General features: G+C 68.3%; 13 protein-coding genes. 8 read left to right on the forward strand and 5 right to left on the reverse strand.

What is annotated here, in order from left to right; translation table 11 throughout:
* Window positions 1-97: 97 nt before the first annotated feature.
* Both ROJ8625_RS05565 and ROJ8625_RS05570 read left to right on the forward strand, forming a co-directional pair.
* The gene (locus ROJ8625_RS05565; RefSeq protein WP_085790894.1) at window positions 98-1,246 is read left to right on the forward strand and encodes a CaiB/BaiF CoA transferase family protein; all 1,149 of its coding nucleotides are present in this window, start codon (window positions 98-100) and stop codon (window positions 1,244-1,246) included.
* Window positions 1,247-1,436: 190 nt separating this feature from the next.
* Window positions 1,437-3,473 (forward strand): ASKHA domain-containing protein, encoded by a 2,037-nt coding sequence (locus ROJ8625_RS05570; protein ID WP_085790895.1) that lies wholly within the window; start codon window positions 1,437-1,439, stop codon window positions 3,471-3,473.
* Window positions 3,474-3,480: 7 nt separating this feature from the next.
* On the opposite strand, the gene ROJ8625_RS05575 is transcribed toward ROJ8625_RS05570, so the two are convergent.
* Complete coding sequence (locus tag ROJ8625_RS05575) at window positions 3,481-4,455, reverse strand: serine hydrolase domain-containing protein (RefSeq protein WP_085790896.1); 975 nt, start codon at window positions 4,453-4,455, stop codon at window positions 3,481-3,483.
* A 408-nt stretch (window positions 4,456-4,863) separates the two neighbouring features.
* On the opposite strand from ROJ8625_RS05575, the gene ROJ8625_RS05580 reads away from it, so the two are divergent.
* The 3 genes from ROJ8625_RS05580 to ROJ8625_RS05590 all read left to right on the forward strand — a co-directional run bounded on the left by ROJ8625_RS05580 (window position 4,864) and on the right by ROJ8625_RS05590 (window position 8,354).
* Window positions 4,864-6,618 carry an acetolactate synthase 3 large subunit gene (locus tag ROJ8625_RS05580; protein WP_085790897.1) on the forward strand — a complete coding sequence of 585 codons (1,755 nt, stop codon included), beginning with the start codon at window positions 4,864-4,866 and terminating at the stop codon, window positions 6,616-6,618.
* 105 nt (window positions 6,619-6,723) lie between these two features.
* Complete coding sequence (gene ilvN / locus ROJ8625_RS05585) at window positions 6,724-7,290, forward strand: acetolactate synthase small subunit (protein ID WP_085790898.1); 567 nt, start codon at window positions 6,724-6,726, stop codon at window positions 7,288-7,290.
* A gap of 308 nt (window positions 7,291-7,598) precedes the next feature.
* Window positions 7,599-8,354: a helix-turn-helix domain-containing protein gene (locus ROJ8625_RS05590; RefSeq protein WP_085790899.1), complete on the forward strand. Its 756-nt coding sequence runs from the start codon at window positions 7,599-7,601 to the stop codon at window positions 8,352-8,354.
* A gap of 16 nt (window positions 8,355-8,370) precedes the next feature.
* On the opposite strand, the gene prfB is transcribed toward ROJ8625_RS05590, so the two are convergent.
* From prfB to ROJ8625_RS21445, 4 genes are all read right to left on the reverse strand, one after another.
* Entirely contained in the window at window positions 8,371-9,492 is a 1,122-nt protein-coding gene (gene prfB, locus ROJ8625_RS05595; RefSeq protein WP_085790900.1) for a peptide chain release factor 2, read from the reverse strand.
* A gap of 126 nt (window positions 9,493-9,618) precedes the next feature.
* Window positions 9,619-12,171, reverse strand: a complete 2,553-nt coding sequence (locus ROJ8625_RS05600) for a penicillin-binding protein 1A (protein WP_085790901.1) — start codon at window positions 12,169-12,171, stop codon at window positions 9,619-9,621.
* A gap of 107 nt (window positions 12,172-12,278) precedes the next feature.
* Window positions 12,279-13,502 carry an N-acetylmuramoyl-L-alanine amidase gene (locus ROJ8625_RS05605; RefSeq protein ID WP_085790902.1) on the reverse strand — a complete coding sequence of 408 codons (1,224 nt, stop codon included), beginning with the start codon at window positions 13,500-13,502 and terminating at the stop codon, window positions 12,279-12,281.
* A 56-nt stretch (window positions 13,503-13,558) separates the two neighbouring features.
* Window positions 13,559-13,687, reverse strand: a complete 129-nt coding sequence (locus ROJ8625_RS21445; protein ID WP_268794684.1) for a hypothetical protein — start codon at window positions 13,685-13,687, stop codon at window positions 13,559-13,561.
* A gap of 272 nt (window positions 13,688-13,959) precedes the next feature.
* On the opposite strand from ROJ8625_RS21445, the gene ROJ8625_RS05610 reads away from it, so the two are divergent.
* The 3 genes from ROJ8625_RS05610 to ROJ8625_RS05620 are packed head-to-tail and all read left to right on the forward strand — an operon-like array spanning window position 13,960 to window position 16,067.
* Window positions 13,960-14,712 (forward strand): DsbA family protein, encoded by a 753-nt coding sequence (locus ROJ8625_RS05610; protein WP_085790903.1) that lies wholly within the window; start codon window positions 13,960-13,962, stop codon window positions 14,710-14,712.
* Window positions 14,709-15,245, forward strand: coding sequence for a glutaredoxin family protein (locus ROJ8625_RS05615; RefSeq protein ID WP_085790904.1), 537 nt, complete (start codon window positions 14,709-14,711; stop codon window positions 15,243-15,245). The genes ROJ8625_RS05610 and ROJ8625_RS05615 overlap by 4 nt, the downstream gene beginning before the upstream one ends.
* Before the next feature lie 48 nt (window positions 15,246-15,293).
* Window positions 15,294-16,067 carry a transglutaminase-like domain-containing protein gene (locus ROJ8625_RS05620; protein ID WP_085790905.1) on the forward strand — a complete coding sequence of 258 codons (774 nt, stop codon included), beginning with the start codon at window positions 15,294-15,296 and terminating at the stop codon, window positions 16,065-16,067.
* Window positions 16,068-16,070 lie beyond the last annotated feature (3 nt).

The raw sequence follows: 16,070 nt of genomic DNA on the forward strand, positions 1-16,070 counted from the left end.
CCCGTGTGACCGCTCCGCCGCGTTGCAGAAATGTCGCTTGCGCCGCATGGACGATGCGCGTTCACCTGAGCCTCGAAACGGCCCAGCGGAGACGCTTATGCCCCTGCCCCTCGCCGGTCTTGTCGTGCTCGACCTTACCCACGTGTTGGCGGGCCCGTTCGCGTCGATGACGCTTGCCGATCTCGGCGCGCGGATCATCAAGGTCGAGCGGCCCGGCACCGGCGACGACACCCGCACCTTCCCGCCCTTCAAGAACGGCAAGAGCGCGTATTTCGCCGCCATCAACCACGGCAAGGCCTCGATCGCGCTCGACCTCAAGGCCGACAGCGACCGCGCCACGTTCGAGCGGCTCGTGGCGCGGGCGGACGTGCTTCTCGAGAACTTCCGCCCCGGCGTGATGGAGCGGCTGGACTACGGCTGGGAGACACTGCACAGGAAACATCCGCGCCTGATCTACGGCGCGGTGTCCGGCTTCGGCCATACCGGACCGGACGCCAGGCGGCCATCCTACGACATGGTCGCTCAGGCCCGTGGCGGCGTCATGTCGATCACCGGCGAGGCGGACCGGGACCCGGTGCGCGTCGGCGCCTCGATCGGCGACATCGCGGCGGGCATGTACCTTACGCAGGGTGTGCTGGCCGCGCTCTACGACCGGCAGCGCACGGACACAGGGCGCAAGATCGACATCTCTATGCTGGACTGCCAGCTGGCGATCCTCGAGCACGCGATCGCCATCGCGTCGGTCACCGGCAAGGCGCCGGCGCCGTCCGGCGCGCGGCATCCGTCGATCGCGCCGTTCGAGACCTTTCACGCCTCCGACGGGCTCTTCGTGATCGCCGCGGGCAACGACGTCCTGTTCGAAAAGCTCTGCGTGGCGCTGAGCCTGCCGATCGCCGACGACCCGCGCTTTGGCAGCAACGCCGACCGCGTCGAGAACGTGCGGCTTCTCAAACGGCTGATCGAGGCGGTGACGCTCGACCAGACGCGCGCGCACTGGATCGCCAAGCTGACCGCCGCCGGGATCCCCAACGCGCCGATCCAATCGGTCGACGACGTGATGCGCGACCCGCAGATCGTGGCGCGCAACATGGTCGTCGATGTGCTCGACCGGAACGGGCGGCAGGCGTTCAAGGCCGCCGGCAACCCGATCAAGATGACCGATGCCGAGGATCGGACCGCGCGCGCCCCTGCCCCGGACCTCGACGGCAACCGGGGCGAGATCCTGCGCTGGCTCGACGGCGACTGACCCGCGCACCGGGCCGGGCTCGTCCGCCGGCGCGGGCGGCGCACCGTGAAGCGGCCCCGGAATTCGGCCGTCGCCATTGTCCGAGCCGTCGGCACCGTGTCTCATTCAGGCAGGAAAGCGTCGCGCCGGATCGGGCAGGACGGCGCGCGGGTGGGCTAGCTGCGCAAACAGGTCTCGTGACAGGCAGGACATGGCCCAGGATCCCCTTGTCGTCTTTACCCCGTCCGGTCGGCGCGGGCGCGTGCCCTCCGGGACGACGGTGCTCTCCGCGGCGCGCATGCTGGGTGTCGATCTCGACTCCGTCTGCGGCGGGCGCGGCATCTGCTCCAAGTGCCAGGTGGCGCCGATGTCCGGCACCTTTGCCAAGCATGGCATCACCGCCGGGCCCGAGGCGTTGTCGGAACAGAATGCCGTCGAGGCGCGGTACGATGCGAAACGCGGGCTCGCGGCCGGGCGCCGCCTGGGCTGCCAGGCGCAGATCCTGTCGGACGCGGTGATCGACGTCCCGCCCGAAAGCCAGGTCCATCGCCAGGTGGTGCGCAAGGACGCGGACACCCATCCCGTCGAAACGGATCCCGCCACGCGGCTGATGATGGTCGAGGTCGCGCCCGCCGACATGCACGCGCCCGAGGGTGCGTTCGAGCGGTTGTCGGCGGCCCTCGCCAACGAATGGGCCGTCGGGACGCTCGAGGCCGATCTGCCGATGCTGGCGGCGGTGCCCGCGGCGCTCGAGGCCGGGGGCGGCCGGGTCACCTGCGCGGTCTTCGCCGATCATCGCGGCGGCCCGGCGCGCTTGACCGAGATCCGGCCCGGGCTTCTCGCTGACGGGATCTTCGGGCTCGCGATCGATCTTGGTTCGACCACGATCGCCGCGCACCTGACGGATCTCGCGTCGGGTTCGGTGGTCGCCTCGGCCGGGGCGATGAACCCGCAGATCCGGTTCGGCGAGGATCTGATGAGCCGCGTGTCCTACGCGATGATGACACCGGGCGGCGCGGCGGAGATGACTTTGGCCGTGCGCACGGCGCTGGGCACGCTGGTCGCGGAGGTTGCCGCCGACGCCGGTGTGGCCCCGGAGCGGATCCTGGAGGCCACGATTGTCTGCAACCCGGTGATGCATCACCTGCTGCTCGGGCTCGATCCGGTGCCGCTCGGTCAGGCGCCGTTCGCGCTGGCGGTTTCGGACAGCCTGACGCTGAGCGCACGCGATCTCGACCTTGGGGCGCTGCCCGACGCCGCTCGGATCTACGTCCTGCCCTGCATCGCCGGGCATGTCGGCGCCGATGCCGCGGCGGTCGCGCTGGCGCAGCGGCTCGACCTGCGCGACGACCTGTCGCTGGTCGTCGATGTCGGGACCAACGCGGAGATCCTCCTGGGCAACCGGGACCGCGTGCTGGCCTGTTCGTCGCCCACCGGCCCGGCGTTCGAGGGCGCGCAGATCACCTGCGGCCAGCGCGCCGCGCCCGGCGCCATCGAGGCGGTGCGGATCGATACCGAAACCAAGATCGCGAGGGTGCGTGTCATCGGCTGCCCGCTCTGGTCGGACGATCCGGGCTTCGCGGCGGCGATCGCGGGCACCGGCATCACCGGCATCTGCGGCTCGGGCATCGTCGAGGCGGTCGCCGAGATGCGCCAAGCCGGCGTCATGGATGCGAGCGGGCTGATCGGAAGCCCCGAGGCGACCGGCAGCGACCGGGTTCGCGCAGACGGCAGGACATGGGAGTACGTGCTCCATGACGGCAGCGCGACCGGCGGCGCGCCGATCCGCGTGACGCAGAACGACGTGCGCGCGATCCAGCTCGCGAAGTCGGCGCTCTATGCCGGCGCGCGGCTCCTGATGGACGAAATGGGCGTCGATCGCGTGGACCGCGTCGTGCTGGCCGGAGCCTTCGGCGCGCATATCTCGCCCCTGCACGCGCTCGTTCTGGGCATGATCCCCGATGTGGCGCCGGACGCGGTGACAAGCGCCGGCAACGCGGCGGGCACCGGCGCGCGCATCGCCTTGTGCTCGCGAGCGGCACGCGCGGAGGTCGAGGCAATCGTCGGGCGCATCACCAAGGTAGAGACCGCCCTCGCCCCACGGTTCCAGGAGCATTTCGTGGCCGCGAACGCGATCCCGCACGCGAGCGAGCCCTGCCCCGAACTGCTGCGCGTGGTCACTCTGCCCGATGTCGCGTTCGGCGCCGCGGGCGGGCGCGAGGGCGGCCGGCGCCGGCGCAGGGCCTGAGCGCGGTTCAGGCCAGAACCGTCTCCATCAGGCCCTTGAGGTCGCCGAAATAGCCGCCCGAGCGGGCGGGCTGTGTCGGATCCGAAGTGATGGCGATCACCGTGGCAGCCTCCGGCGCGACGGCGAGCACCTGCCCGCCATAGCCGCGACCGTAGCGGACCGGCGTGCCGGACAACTGCGTCAGAAACCAGCCGTATCCGTAGCTGTCTCCAGAGAACGGCGATCGTGCGTTGGGCTCCCAGCTGCGCGCGATCCAGCTCTCGGCCACGACCTGCGTGTCGTTCCACCGGCCCCCGTCGAGGACCATCTGCCCGATCCGCGACAGCCCGCGCGGGCTGATGCCCATGTCGTTGCCGCCGAGGTAATTGCCCTGTGGGTCGGCGACCCACGGCGCGAAATCCACGCCGAGCGGCGCGCCGAGCCAGTCGCGCGCGAGCGACAGTAGCGAACGGTCGGCCGCGTTCGACAGCGCCACGCCCAGCAGGTGCCAGCCTCCGGTGGAGTAGATGAAGCGGCCCCCCGGATCGGCCACGAGGTCGCGCTCCAGCGCGAAGCCCACCCAGTCGCCCGACGACACCCATTCACCGTAACTGCCGCCGGAGACGCTCTCGAGCCCGGCGCGCATCGACAGGAGATCCCCGACGGTGATGTCGTCACGCGCGTCGCCGAAGGCGCCGCGTTCGAGGAGCGGCACCACCGGCTGGTTCACGCCCTCGAGAACGCCGCGGTCGATCGCCACGCCGGTCAGCAGCGCGAGCAGCGTCTTTGACACCGACTTGACGTTCGCCACCGCGTCGAGCCCTCGCCCGCCATATCGTTCGGCCAGCACTTCCTCTCCGTCGCGACGCACGATGAGGGCGTGCAGTTGGTCGAGCTCGGCGGCGCGATCCGCAGCCGGCACCCCGTCCGATTGCGCGCGCAGGATTGCGGGCGCGGCAACGCCGGCGGCTGCAAGTGTCAGGACATGGCGGCGGGTCGGCATCGGCGTCTCTCCTGTCGGTGTCACGCGGCACCTGTGCCGCCGGGGCGCCGCGCGCCAGCGCGGGAGGCTCACCTTTGCGTGTGTTTGTCGCACGGTCGGGCCACAACGGCTCTCAATTTGCAAAATCGTTCCGGCCGATGCAGTCGCACGCAACAAATGGAAAGAAATACGCGTCTCTGGCGTCACTTTTCTCGGCCGACACTGGTTGACGCCGCGGGCCGCGCGGCGTAAATGCCAATGACGCAACGCGAACACGGGACCGCCGAAATGACGGATCTAGTCGTACTTATCGTAGGATTGAGGCGCATGGGCCGGTAACGGACGCCATAACGGTTTCCCATGCGCCCCCGGATCGACCGTCGGGGGCTTTTTTGTGCGCGAGACACGCCTGATTTTGGAGCTGGAGACATGACCAAGGCGATGACCGGAGCGAAGATGGTGGTGCAGGCCCTGAGGGATCAGGGCGTGGAGGTGGTGTTCGGCTACCCCGGCGGCGCCGTGCTTCCGATCTACGACGAGATTTTCCAGCAGAACGACATCCGCCACATTCTCGTTCGGCATGAACAGGGCGCGGTGCACGCGGCCGAGGGCTATGCCCGCGCGACCGGCAAGCCCGGCGTCGTGCTGGTGACGAGCGGCCCGGGGGCCACGAACGCGGTGACGGGCATCACCGACGCGCTGATGGACTCGATCCCGCTGATCGTCCTGACGGGCCAGGTTCCGACCTTCATGATCGGCTCGGACGGCTTCCAGGAGGCGGACACCGTCGGCATCACCCGCCCCTGCACCAAGCATAACTGGCTGGTGAAGGACACGCATTCGCTGTCGGCGACGATCCACGAGGCGTTCCACGTCGCCACGAACGGCCGGCCGGGCCCGGTGCTCGTCGACATTCCTAAGGACGTGCAATTCGCCAGCGCCGAGTACCAGCCCAAGGCCCGCGCCAAGACCGACCGCTACCAGCCGAAGGTCAAGGGCGACATGGACATGATCACCGGGTTGGTCGAGGCGATCGAGACCGCCGAGCGGCCGGTCTTCTACACCGGTGGCGGCGTCATCAATTCCGGCCCGGCGGCGAGCCAGTTGCTGCGCGAACTGGTCGAGGCGACGGGGATCCCGATCACGTCGACATTGATGGGGCTCGGCGCCTATCCCGCATCCGGGCGCAACTGGCTCGGCATGCTCGGCATGCACGGTCTCTACGAGGCCAACCTCGCGATGCATGGCTGCGATCTGATGATCAACGTCGGCGCGCGCTTCGACGACCGGATCACGGGCCGGCTCGATGCGTTCAGCCCGCGCTCGCGCAAGGCGCATATCGATGTGGATCCGTCTTCGATCAACAAGGTCGTGCAGACCGAGTTTCCGATCATCGGCGATGTCGCCCACGTTCTCGAGGACGTGCTGAAGGTCTGGAAGGCGCGCGGGCGCAAGGTGAACCGCGACGCGATCCAGCGCTGGTGGGCCCAGATCGAGGATTGGAAAAAGACCGACTGCCTGTCGTTCAAGCCGTCGCCCAAGACGATCAAGCCGCAACACGCGCTGGCCCGGCTGGAGGCGCTGACGAAGGGACGCGATCGCTACATCTGCACCGAGGTCGGCCAGCACCAGATGTGGGCGGCGCAGTATCTCGGCTTCGAGGATCCGAACCGCTGGATGACCTCGGGTGGGCTCGGCACGATGGGCTACGGCTTCCCGGCGTCGATCGGCGTGCAGATCGCGCATCCCGACGCGCTGGTCATCAACGTCGCGGGCGAGGCGTCGTGGCTGATGAACATGCAGGAGATGGGCACCGCGGTGCAGTACCGCCTGCCGGTCAAGCAGTTCATCATGAACAACGAGCGGCTGGGCATGGTGCGCCAGTGGCAGGAGCTGCTGCACGGCGAACGCTATTCGCATTCGTGGTCCGAGGCGCTGCCCGACTTCGTGAAACTCGCCGAGGCATTCGGGGCGAAGGGCATCCAATGCTCCGATCCCGCCGACCTGGATGACGCCATTGAGGAGATGCTGGCCTATGACGGGCCGGTGATCTTCGACTGCCTCGTCGAGAAGCACGAGAACTGCTTCCCGATGATCCCCTCGGGCGAGCCGCACAACAAGATGCTGCTGGGCGAAGCGTCGACGCAGGACGCGATCAAGGAAGGCGGCGCGGTGCTGGTGTAACGGCGCCGCGCGACCCCGGGGGACGTCCCCGGATCGCGCACTGGAACGACACCGGGCGCCGGCCCGAACCGGGCCGGCAAGCCGCCCGAGCACGAGGATAGGGACATGACCGCACTCAATATCAAGAAGGGCTCGACCAAGCACTCGGCCTACAACCTCCGGCCCAGCTTCTCGGAAGAGATCGAGACGCACACGCTGGCCGTGCTGGTCGACAACGAGGCGGGCGTCCTGGCCCGGGTGATCGGGCTCTTCTCGGGGCGCGGCTACAACATCGAAAGCCTGACGGTGGCCGAGGTCGATCACGAGGGGCACCGCTCGCGCATCACCATCGTCACCACCGGCACGCCGCAGGTGATCGAGCAGATCAAGGCGCAGCTCGGCCGGATGGTGCCCGTGCACGACGTGCACGACCTGACCGTCGAGGGCCGCTCGGTCGAACGGGAACTGGCGCTGCTGAAGGTCGAGGGAACCGGCGACAAACGGGTGGAGGCGCTTCGGCTGGCAGACATTTTCCGGGCGCAGGCGGTGGACTCGACGCTGACAAGCTTCGTGTTCCAGATCACCGGAACGCCGGAGAAAGTGGATGCCTTTGCCGACCTGATGCGTCCGCTCGGGCTCGTCGAGGTGGCGCGTACGGGTGTCGCTGCACTCTCGCGTAGCGTGCAGAAGTAAATCGGCATCAACCATACACCAATTTCCGCGTGAATTCAGCGTGATTCGAGTGAGCGCTATCAAGCACTCACTTCATGCCGCGACTGTTCCCCTGAGCGGCGAGACCGGGAATTGGTGACTCAACGCCCGTTTTAATTTTGTGTCTGCGATCATGCGGTTGGCTGGCGCCGATCGCGACGCGCATGTCGACCTGCTTGCAATTGCGCTTCGTCCTGACGCTACCATCGTCATGGCCGGCGCGGTGTGCCGGTTCGTCATCCCCCGATGGCGGCGGCACGAACCCGAGTTCAGCGAGGCAAGCGCACCGAATGGAGACCCTTCCCGATCCGACACCGGCAGAGTTGCGGCACAGGCTCGGCGAGAACCTCAGGGTGCTCTCTCGCAGCGCGCCGTCCATATCCGCACTCTGCCGCGAGCTCGGGATCAACCGGACGCAATTCAATCGCTACCGCGCCGGAGAGAGCTTTCCCCGGCCGGACGTGCTGTGGCGGATCTGCCGTCATTTCCGGGTCGATGCCCGGATCCTGCTCGAGCCGGTGGCCGATGTGATTTCCTCATCGGCGGTGCCATTCTGCCATTCGGAGCTTTCGGGCTTTTTCTCCGCCGCCGCCCCGGGGCTGTCGGAGGCGGATATGCCGAGCGGATTCTATCGCTCCACCCACCGGGACGCCGCGCTCGAGGACCGGTATCGCAGCGGCCTCGTGCTGATCTATCGCCGAGACGGGCACGTCTTCGTTCGCGGCTTCACGCCCCGAACCGATGCCGTGCGCGCGTCGCGCGACCGCGAATTCCGTGGCCTGGTCCTCCACGAGAGCGGCGGCGCGTTTGCGATCACGTCGCGGCGCGACGGAAACGACGTGACCTACATGCGCCTGCGCCGGTTCACCGACGACCCTGACCTGTGGTTCGGAGAGGCACTCGGTCCGCCGCACTCCGATCCGAGCCGGCTGCAGATCGTCTACGAGTTCCTCGGAAGCGCACGGCACGAGATCTTCGCGACCGCGCGAACGGGCGGCATCGTGATGTCGGACGCCCTGCCCGACCGGCTGCGCGGCCGCCTCTGACCGACGGCTGGCGCCGTCAGTCCTCGCGCGCGTCCGCGCGCGCCTTGCCCGAAACCTTGAGCGCGAGCGTCGCGGCCATGAACGGATCGAGCGCGCCGTCGAGAACCCCCGAGGTGTCGGACGTCTCCACGCTGGTGCGGAGATCCTTCACCATCTGGTACGGCTGGAGCACGTAGGAGCGGATCTGGTTGCCCCATCCCGCTTCGCCCTTGGCCTCGTGCTGGGCATTGATCTCTGCGTGCCGCCGGTCCAGCTCCATCTGGTAGAGCCTTGATTTCAGGGCCTTCATCGCGATGTCGCGGTTCTGGTGCTGCGATTTCTCGGAGCTCGTGACCACGATCCCGGTCGGGTGGTGGGTGATCCGTACGGCCGAGTCGGTGGTGTTCACGTGCTGCCCGCCGGCGCCGGACGATCGGAAGGTATCGACGCGGATATCGGCCGGGTTCACCTCGATCTCGATGTTGTCGTCGACCACCGGGTAGACCCAGACGCTCGCGAACGACGTCTCGCGAGTGCCCTTGCCAAAGGGCGAGATCCGGACGAGCCGGTGGACGCCTGACTCCGTCTTGAGCCAGCCATAGGCGTTCGGCCCCGAGATCTTGTAGGCGCAGGACTTGATGCCTGCCTCCGATCCCGGTTCCTCCGATTGCAGCTCGACATCGTATCCCTTGGACTCGGCCCAGCGGACATACATCCGCTGCAGCATCTGCGCCCAGTCGCAGGCCTCGGTGCCGCCGGCCCCGGCATTGATCTCGAGGAAGGTGTCGTTGCCGTCGGCCTCGCCGTCGAGCAGCGCCTCGAGTTCCTTGGTCGCGGCCGTCTCGGCCAGCGACTTCAGCGCACCCTCCGCCTCGGAGACGATCTCCTCGTCGCCCTCGGCCTCGCCCATTTCGATCAGCTCTTTCTGGTCCGCGAGGTCCTGCTTGATCGATCGATAGGTTTCCATTTGGTCGACCAGCATCTGACGATCGCGCATGAGTTTCTGCGCTGCCGCGGGATCGTTCCAGAGGTCCGGATCCTCGACGCGGGCGTTGAACTCTTCCAGCCGGTGCTCGGCGGTTTCCCAGTCGAGCCTCTGGCCCAGGAGGTCCAGCGACTTCTCGATCCGCGCGACTGTGTTTTCGGCCTCGGCCCGCATGGTGTTTCCCGCTCGTTCGTAGGATTGGCGCGCGTGATAGCGCAGGCCGCGTCGGCCCTCAAGTCGGACAACCGTCGCAGCCGCGCCGCCCAGCCGGACGGCGCGCCCCGGCGGTTGGCGAGAGGCTCAGTAGAGACCGCCCGAGGACATGGTGCCGAAGCTCGCCTTCGGACCGACCACCGCCTTGCGTCCAGTCGAGGTCGTGACCTGCTTGGTGCGGCCGTCCGGCTGGATGATGTCGAAGCCCGAGCCCATGGCCCAGCCGCCGTCCATCTGGATGCCGAAGATCGGCTCCTCGCCTGCGCGGAAGCATTCCGAGACGACGTTCGATCCCGATGCACCGCCGCCGAGGCGGGCCCCGGAGAAGCGATCGATATTGATGAACTGGCAGGCCTCCGGCACGCGGAACTCGCCGCCGCCGTATTTCGCCACGGCCTTCTGCATGAAGGACTGGAAGACCGGGCCACACATCGACGCGCCGTACGCGCCCTGACCAAGCGTCCGCGGCTGGTCATAGCCGATGTAGCAGCCGGCCACGATGTTCGAGGTGAAGCCGATGAACCAGACGTCCTTTGCGTCGTTGGTCGTGCCCGTCTTGCCCGCGGTCGGCACGCCCAGGTCGACGGCGCCGGCGGCGGTGCCGCGCTCGACCACGCCGCGCATCATGGAGGTCAGCTGATAAGCCGTGACCGGGTCCATGATCCGCTCGCGGTTCGACACGATCCGCGGCCCGGCGCCCGGGGTGACGTTGCGATCGGCGCAATCGACGCAGTCGCGCTTGTCGTGACGGTACACGGTGTTGCCATAGCGGTCCTGGATCCGATCCACGAGCGTCGGTTCCACGCGCTCTCCGCCGTTAGCGAACATCGCGTAGGCAGCGACCATCTTGTAGACGGTCGATTCCTCGGATCCGAGCGCGTTGGCGAGGTGCAGGCCCATGTCGTCGTAGACGCCGAAGCGTTCGGCGTAGCGCGCGACGGTGGACATGCCGATTTCCTGCGCGAGGCGGATCGTCATCAGGTTGCGCGACCGCTCGATCCCGGTGCGCAGCGGGGTCGGCCCGTAATACTGGTTCGACGCGTTCTTGGGCCGCCAGACGCCCTGTGGCGTGTTGATCTCGATCGGGGCGTCCACGACGATCGTCGCCGGCGAATAGCCGGAATCGAGCGCCGCGGCGTAGACGAACGGTTTGAAGGACGAGCCCGGCTGCCGCTTGGCCTGCGTGGCACGGTTGAACACGGAGTGCTGGTAGGAGAAACCGCCCTGCATCGCCAGAACGCGGCCGGTGTTCACGTCCATCGCCATGAACGCTCCCTCGACCACGGGCACCTGCCGCAGCGTCCAGCGGATGAAGCTGCCGTCGCTGTCGGACGTCATCTTGCGCACCATCACGACGTCACCGACGGACAGAAGATCGCCGGCCACCTGCGCGCGGCTTTCAAGCCGCTCGGTCTCCCGGTTCCATTTGCGGGCCCAGGTCACATCGGCCGCCGGGATCCAGTGGCCGTCGGCATCCTCCTCGACGCCCTCGATACCGATGCGCGCGTCGCTCTGCCCGACCTCGAGCACCACGGCCGGATGCCACGGGTTCTCGAGATCGATGTCGCGGGGCGCGTTGGTGTCCGACAGCGCCGCGCGCCAGTCGGCCTCGGTCCCCAGCCGGTCGGCCGCGATCGTCTCTCCGGTGCCGCGCCAGACCCCGCGCGAGCGGTCGTAATCCTCGAGCGCCTCGCGCAGCGCGCGCTCGGCCTCGGTCTGCATCTCGGGATCGAGCGTGGCGCGCACGGAGAAGCCGCCTGAGAAGAACTCGCCTTCTCCGAAATCCTCGGACAGCTGGCGGCGGATCTCGTCGGTGAAATAGCCGCGCGGCGGCAGGCTCGCCTGGAAGGGTTCGAAATCGCCGCCCTGCACCGTGCGCAAGGGCTCGTCGAGCGCCGTCTGATAGGCGGCTTCGGTGATGTAGCCGTTCTCGAACATCTCGCGCAGGACGAAGTCGCGGCGGGCCATGACGCGGTCGTGGTTCCGCACCGGATGGTAATTCGACGGCGCCTTCGGCAGCGACGCGAGGAAGGCGGCCTCATGCACCTCGATCTGGCTCAACGTCTTGTTGAAATACGTCTGGGCGGCGGCGGTCACGCCGTAGGAGTTCTGCCCCAGGAAGATCTCGTTGAGGTAGAGCTCGAGGATCTTGTCCTTCGACAGCGTTTCCTCGAGCCGGGTGGCGAGAATGATCTCCTTGATCTTGCGTTCCGCGCGCCGGTCGCCGCCAAGCAGGAAGTTCTTCATCACCTGCTGGGTGATCGTGGAAGCGCCGCGCACATCCTGCCCGCGCGAGCGCACCGCGTCGACAGCCGCGGCGACGATGCCGCGCGCGTCGTATCCCTGGTGCTGGTAGAAGTTCTTGTCCTCGGCCGAGATGAACGCCTGTTTCACGAGATCGGGTATTTCGCGCGCCGGCGTGAACAGCCGGCGTTCCTGCGCGAATTCGTCGATGATCTTCCCCTCGACCGAATAGATGCGCGAGATCGTGGGCGGAGTGTACTGCGCGAGGCTTTCGTGGCTCGGCAGGTCCTGGCCGTAGATCCAGAACACCGCGCCGATCGACAACGCGACCATGCCCACGCCAAGCGTGACCATCGAGAAGATGGCGCCGAAAAAGGACATCACGAAGCGCAACATGGCACAGGCTCCCACGAAACAAGTGAAGGCGCGATAAACGCTTCACCGCCGCCAGTCAAAACACGTTCTCGTCCGCGCAACGCGCGGGGGCGGTGGTCCGCCGCTCGTCAGCGCAACCGCAGACCCGACCGCGCCTCGTCCGATTCCGCCCAGGCGGCGAGCCCGTCGCGTATGCCCTCTGCCATCCGGCGCCGCCATTCGGGATCCTGCATGTTGCGAAGCTCCTCGTCGGTGGACAGGAACCCCAGTTCAAGAAGAACGGACGGGATGTCCGCGGCCTTCAGGACCGAAAAGCCAGCCTCGCGCATCGGACGCTTGTGAACGGCGCCTCCACCTTCGTCAATTCCCGCGACCAGTGCCTCGGCCAGGGCGCGACTGCGCGGGCCGGTGTCGAGCCGGGCGAGATCCATCAGGACATCGGCCACGCGATCGTCGGCACCGGACAGGTCCAGCCCGGCCAGAAGCTCGCCACGCTCGTGCCGCTCGACCAGCGCGCGGCTGGCGCTGTCCTCGGCGTCGTCGGCCAGCGTGTAGACGCTGGCGCCGCGCGCGACGCCTTCCTCGATCGCGTCGGCGTGGAGCGAGACGAACACCTCGGCCCCGGCGCGGTGGGCGGCGGCGACGCGTGCCTCGAGCGACATGAAGATGTCACCCTTGCGGGTCAGTTCGACCTCGAACTGCCCGGCACGCATGAGGATTTCTTCCAATTCGCGCGCGAAGAGCAGCATCAGGTCGGCCTCTGTCGCGCCACCATGCTCGGCCCCCGGGTCGATTCCACCGTGGCCCGGATCGAGCATGACCCGCAGCATCCCGTCCTTGGGCGGGGAAGCCGTCACGCGCGCGGGCTCGGGCAGGTCGAAGCGGCGATCGCGCGGCGCGCCCGCGGAGGCCGCGAACGTCTTGGCATCGGTCTCCGAGAGCACGATCCTGAGCACCGCGGCGCCGCTGTCGCGCGCGATTTCGAGCCCGGCCTCGCGCACCTCCATCGGGCTCGCGAGATCAGCGACGAGGCGCGACCAGCCGGCACGGAAAGCCCCGATCCGGAGCGACTGCACCTGTTCACCGCTCAGAAGCGATGCCGGGTCGGTGGCGCCCCAGTCGACCTCTCGGAAATCGATCACCAGCCGGCGCGGGTCGTCGAGCGTGAAGAGCCGCCAAGGCACGCCCTGGCTGAGAGACAGCCGGATCTCCGCGCCCTGCCCCAGCCGGCCGTCGCGCACGTGGCTGTTTTCCGGATCGATCCGCGCAAGCGCGCCCAGATCCTGCGCCTGCGCGCCGGACATGCCGATGCCCGCGCAAATCAGCGCCGCCGCCGCCAGTATTCGTCTCATCGCCCTGCCCGAGCCTCGTGCCGTTTTGCGCATCCTACAGCGGATCGCGCCGGCTTTCACCCCTCGGAGGGTGTCTGCTGCTGCGTCTCGGTGTCCACGTGGGGAACGACCGTGGCCGGTGCCGCCGCCCACATTGCCGTCGCCAGCGCCGCGACCAGCGCGACAACCGTCATCATGCTTCCCATAATCTCTGCTCCTGCCTCGTGCCGCGCCTTGATCCGCGCTGTGTCACCGACAAAGCCTAGCACGACTCCGGCGGCGCGATCATCGTCACGTTCGCGGCATCGGCGGGCTTTCGCGCGTTGCCCGGCCGCAGGGCGCGCCGCTTCACAAAGCGGCGACCGCGGCCCCGCGCGGACGGCCTTCGGGTTGAGCTTTCGGGGCGTCGCCGCCTATGCTCGCGCGCGACGCCGCGCTGCGGCCGGACCCGTTTTCCACCCCCCGAGAGGAGTGATCCATGACCCCGATCCGCACCGCCGCCGCGGCGCTCGCGCTTGCCACCGCCACGCCGGCGGTCGCGTTCGACATCACCGACATGACCGACTCCGAGCGCGAAGCCTTCCGCACAGAGGTCCGGGAGTTCCTGATGGAGAACCCGCAGGTCATCCTCGAAGCGGTCGACGCGCTCGAGGCGCAGCAGGCGGCGGAACAGGCCGAAGCCGATTCCGAGCTGATCGCCGCCAACGCCGAGGCCATTTTCGACGACGGGTATTCCTGGGTGGGCGGCAATCCCGACGGCGACATCACAGTCGTCGAGTTCATGGACTACCGCTGCGGCTACTGCCGCCGCGCCAAGGAAGAGGTCGAGCAGCTGGTCGAGAGTGACGGCAACATCCGCCTGGTTCTCAAGGAATTCCCGATCCTCGGCGAAGCGTCTCTGCTGTCGTCGCGTTTTGCCGTCGCGACGCAGAACGTGGCCGGCGACGACGCCTACAAGTCGGTGCACGATGCACTGATGGCGATGTCGAACGAGCCGAACGAGACCGCGCTGGAACGGCTCGCCAACACGCTCGGTCTCGATGCCGACGCGATCTTCGCCGAGATGGAGAGCGATGCGGTGACCGAGGAGCTGCAATCGGTGCGCGCGCTGGCGCAAGAGCTGCAGATCAACGGCACGCCGACCTTCGTGATGGGCGAAGAGCTGGTGCGTGGTTACGTGACGCTCGACCAGATGCGCCAGATCGTCGCCGACGCGCGCGAGGCCGGATGACCTTTCGCACCCTGCTGCTGGCCGTCGCGGCGCTTCCGGGCGTCGGCGCGGCGGCCGAGGGCGTGCCGCGCGCGCTGACGGAACGCGCCGCGTGGACGGAAGAAATGCGCGAGCTCCTGCGGGCCTCGCCCGAGATCGTCGCGCCGGCGCTCGGGCCGACGGCGCGCATGTCGCGCACGATCGCGCAGGAGATGTACGCCGACGAGATCGCCTCCGACCTCGCCCGGATCGAGGCGGAGGCCGCGCGCCTCTTCGCGCGCGACCGCCCGGCCCTCGGCGCCGCGGACCAGCCGGCCGAAATCGCGCTGTTCGTCGGCCCGGACTGCCCGGCCTGCGCCACCGCGCGCGACGAGCTCGATACGCTTGCCGCACGGCTCGGCGTCGCGGCGACGCTGATCGACGTGTCGGATCCCGAGGATGCCGCGCTGATGGCGCGACTGACGCTTGACCAGGTGCCGTCCTACGCGATGGCCGACAAGCTGATCCGCGGGCACATGCCGGCCATTGCGCTGGAGCGCTACCTGAGCGAGTAGGGCCCGAGCGGCCGCGCGCGGCGTGCCGCATCAGACGCCGGAGCCTCCATGACCCTCGTGATCGACATCGCCCTCGACTACGCGCTGTCCGCGCCGACCGACTGCCTGTTGCAGTTGCGGGCGGCGCAGATGCCGGACCAGAGCGTTCCGGTCGAAACGCTCGACTTCGGATCGCTCGAGACCTGGGAAGGGCCGGCGCAGGATGGCGTCGGCACCCGGATCTGGTGCCGGCCGGAGGGCACGCTGGTGTGCCGCTACCACGCCGAGGTCGAGATCGCGCGCAAGACGCCCGACATCGCCGGCCTGCCGGCGTCGGCCCCGGCCGACCTGCCGTCCGAGGTGGTCAAGTACCTCTTTCCGTCGCGCTACTGCCCGTCGGACAAGTTCCTGAGCTTCGTGGCGCAGGAATTCGGCGCGTTCAGCGGCGGCGCCAAGGTCGCCGCAATGCGGGATTTCGTGGCGTCCAACCTGACCTACGTGCCGGGCGCGTCGACGCCGGAGACCTCCGCGCTCGAGACCTTCGTCACGCGTCAGGGCGTCTGCCGCGACTTCGCGCACATGCTGATCACGCTTCTGCGGGCGGGCACGATCCCTGCGCGCTTCGTGTCGGCGTACGGGCTCAACGTGACGCCGCCCGACTTCCACGCGGTGGTCGAGGTCTGGCTCGACGGCGCCTGGCACCTGATCGATCCGAGCGGCATGACCGTGCCGTGGGACCTCGCCCGGATCAGCGTCGGCCGGGACGCGACCGACGTCGCCTTCCTGACCACCTACGGCCCGGCGGTCCTGCAGCATCAGAGCGTGCGGGTAAACGCGCGCTGAACG

Source organism: Roseivivax jejudonensis (genome assembly GCF_900172265.1).
In the GTDB taxonomy this organism is placed as follows: domain Bacteria; phylum Pseudomonadota; class Alphaproteobacteria; order Rhodobacterales; family Rhodobacteraceae; genus Roseivivax; species Roseivivax jejudonensis.

Bases quoted from the DNA above. Each gene is read 5' to 3' on its own strand.
- ROJ8625_RS05565 (WP_085790894.1), top strand. From the start codon at position 98: ATGCCCCTGCCCCTCGCCGGTCTTGTCGTGCTCGACCTTACCCACGTG.
- ROJ8625_RS05570 (WP_085790895.1), top strand. From the start codon at position 1,437: ATGGCCCAGGATCCCCTTGTCGTCTTTACCCCGTCCGGTCGGCGCGGG.
- ROJ8625_RS05575 (WP_085790896.1), bottom strand. From the start codon at position 4,455: ATGCCGACCCGCCGCCATGTCCTGACACTTGCAGCCGCCGGCGTTGCC.
- ROJ8625_RS05580 (WP_085790897.1), top strand. From the start codon at position 4,864: ATGACCAAGGCGATGACCGGAGCGAAGATGGTGGTGCAGGCCCTGAGG.
- ilvN (WP_085790898.1), top strand. From the start codon at position 6,724: ATGACCGCACTCAATATCAAGAAGGGCTCGACCAAGCACTCGGCCTAC.
- ROJ8625_RS05590 (WP_085790899.1), top strand. From the start codon at position 7,599: ATGGAGACCCTTCCCGATCCGACACCGGCAGAGTTGCGGCACAGGCTC.
- prfB (WP_085790900.1), bottom strand. From the start codon at position 9,492: ATGCGGGCCGAGGCCGAAAACACAGTCGCGCGGATCGAGAAGTCGCTG.
- ROJ8625_RS05600 (WP_085790901.1), bottom strand. From the start codon at position 12,171: ATGTTGCGCTTCGTGATGTCCTTTTTCGGCGCCATCTTCTCGATGGTC.
- ROJ8625_RS05605 (WP_085790902.1), bottom strand. From the start codon at position 13,502: ATGAGACGAATACTGGCGGCGGCGGCGCTGATTTGCGCGGGCATCGGC.
- ROJ8625_RS21445 (WP_268794684.1), bottom strand. From the start codon at position 13,687: ATGGGAAGCATGATGACGGTTGTCGCGCTGGTCGCGGCGCTGGCGACG.
- ROJ8625_RS05610 (WP_085790903.1), top strand. From the start codon at position 13,960: ATGACCCCGATCCGCACCGCCGCCGCGGCGCTCGCGCTTGCCACCGCC.
- ROJ8625_RS05615 (WP_085790904.1), top strand. From the start codon at position 14,709: ATGACCTTTCGCACCCTGCTGCTGGCCGTCGCGGCGCTTCCGGGCGTC.
- ROJ8625_RS05620 (WP_085790905.1), top strand. From the start codon at position 15,294: ATGACCCTCGTGATCGACATCGCCCTCGACTACGCGCTGTCCGCGCCG.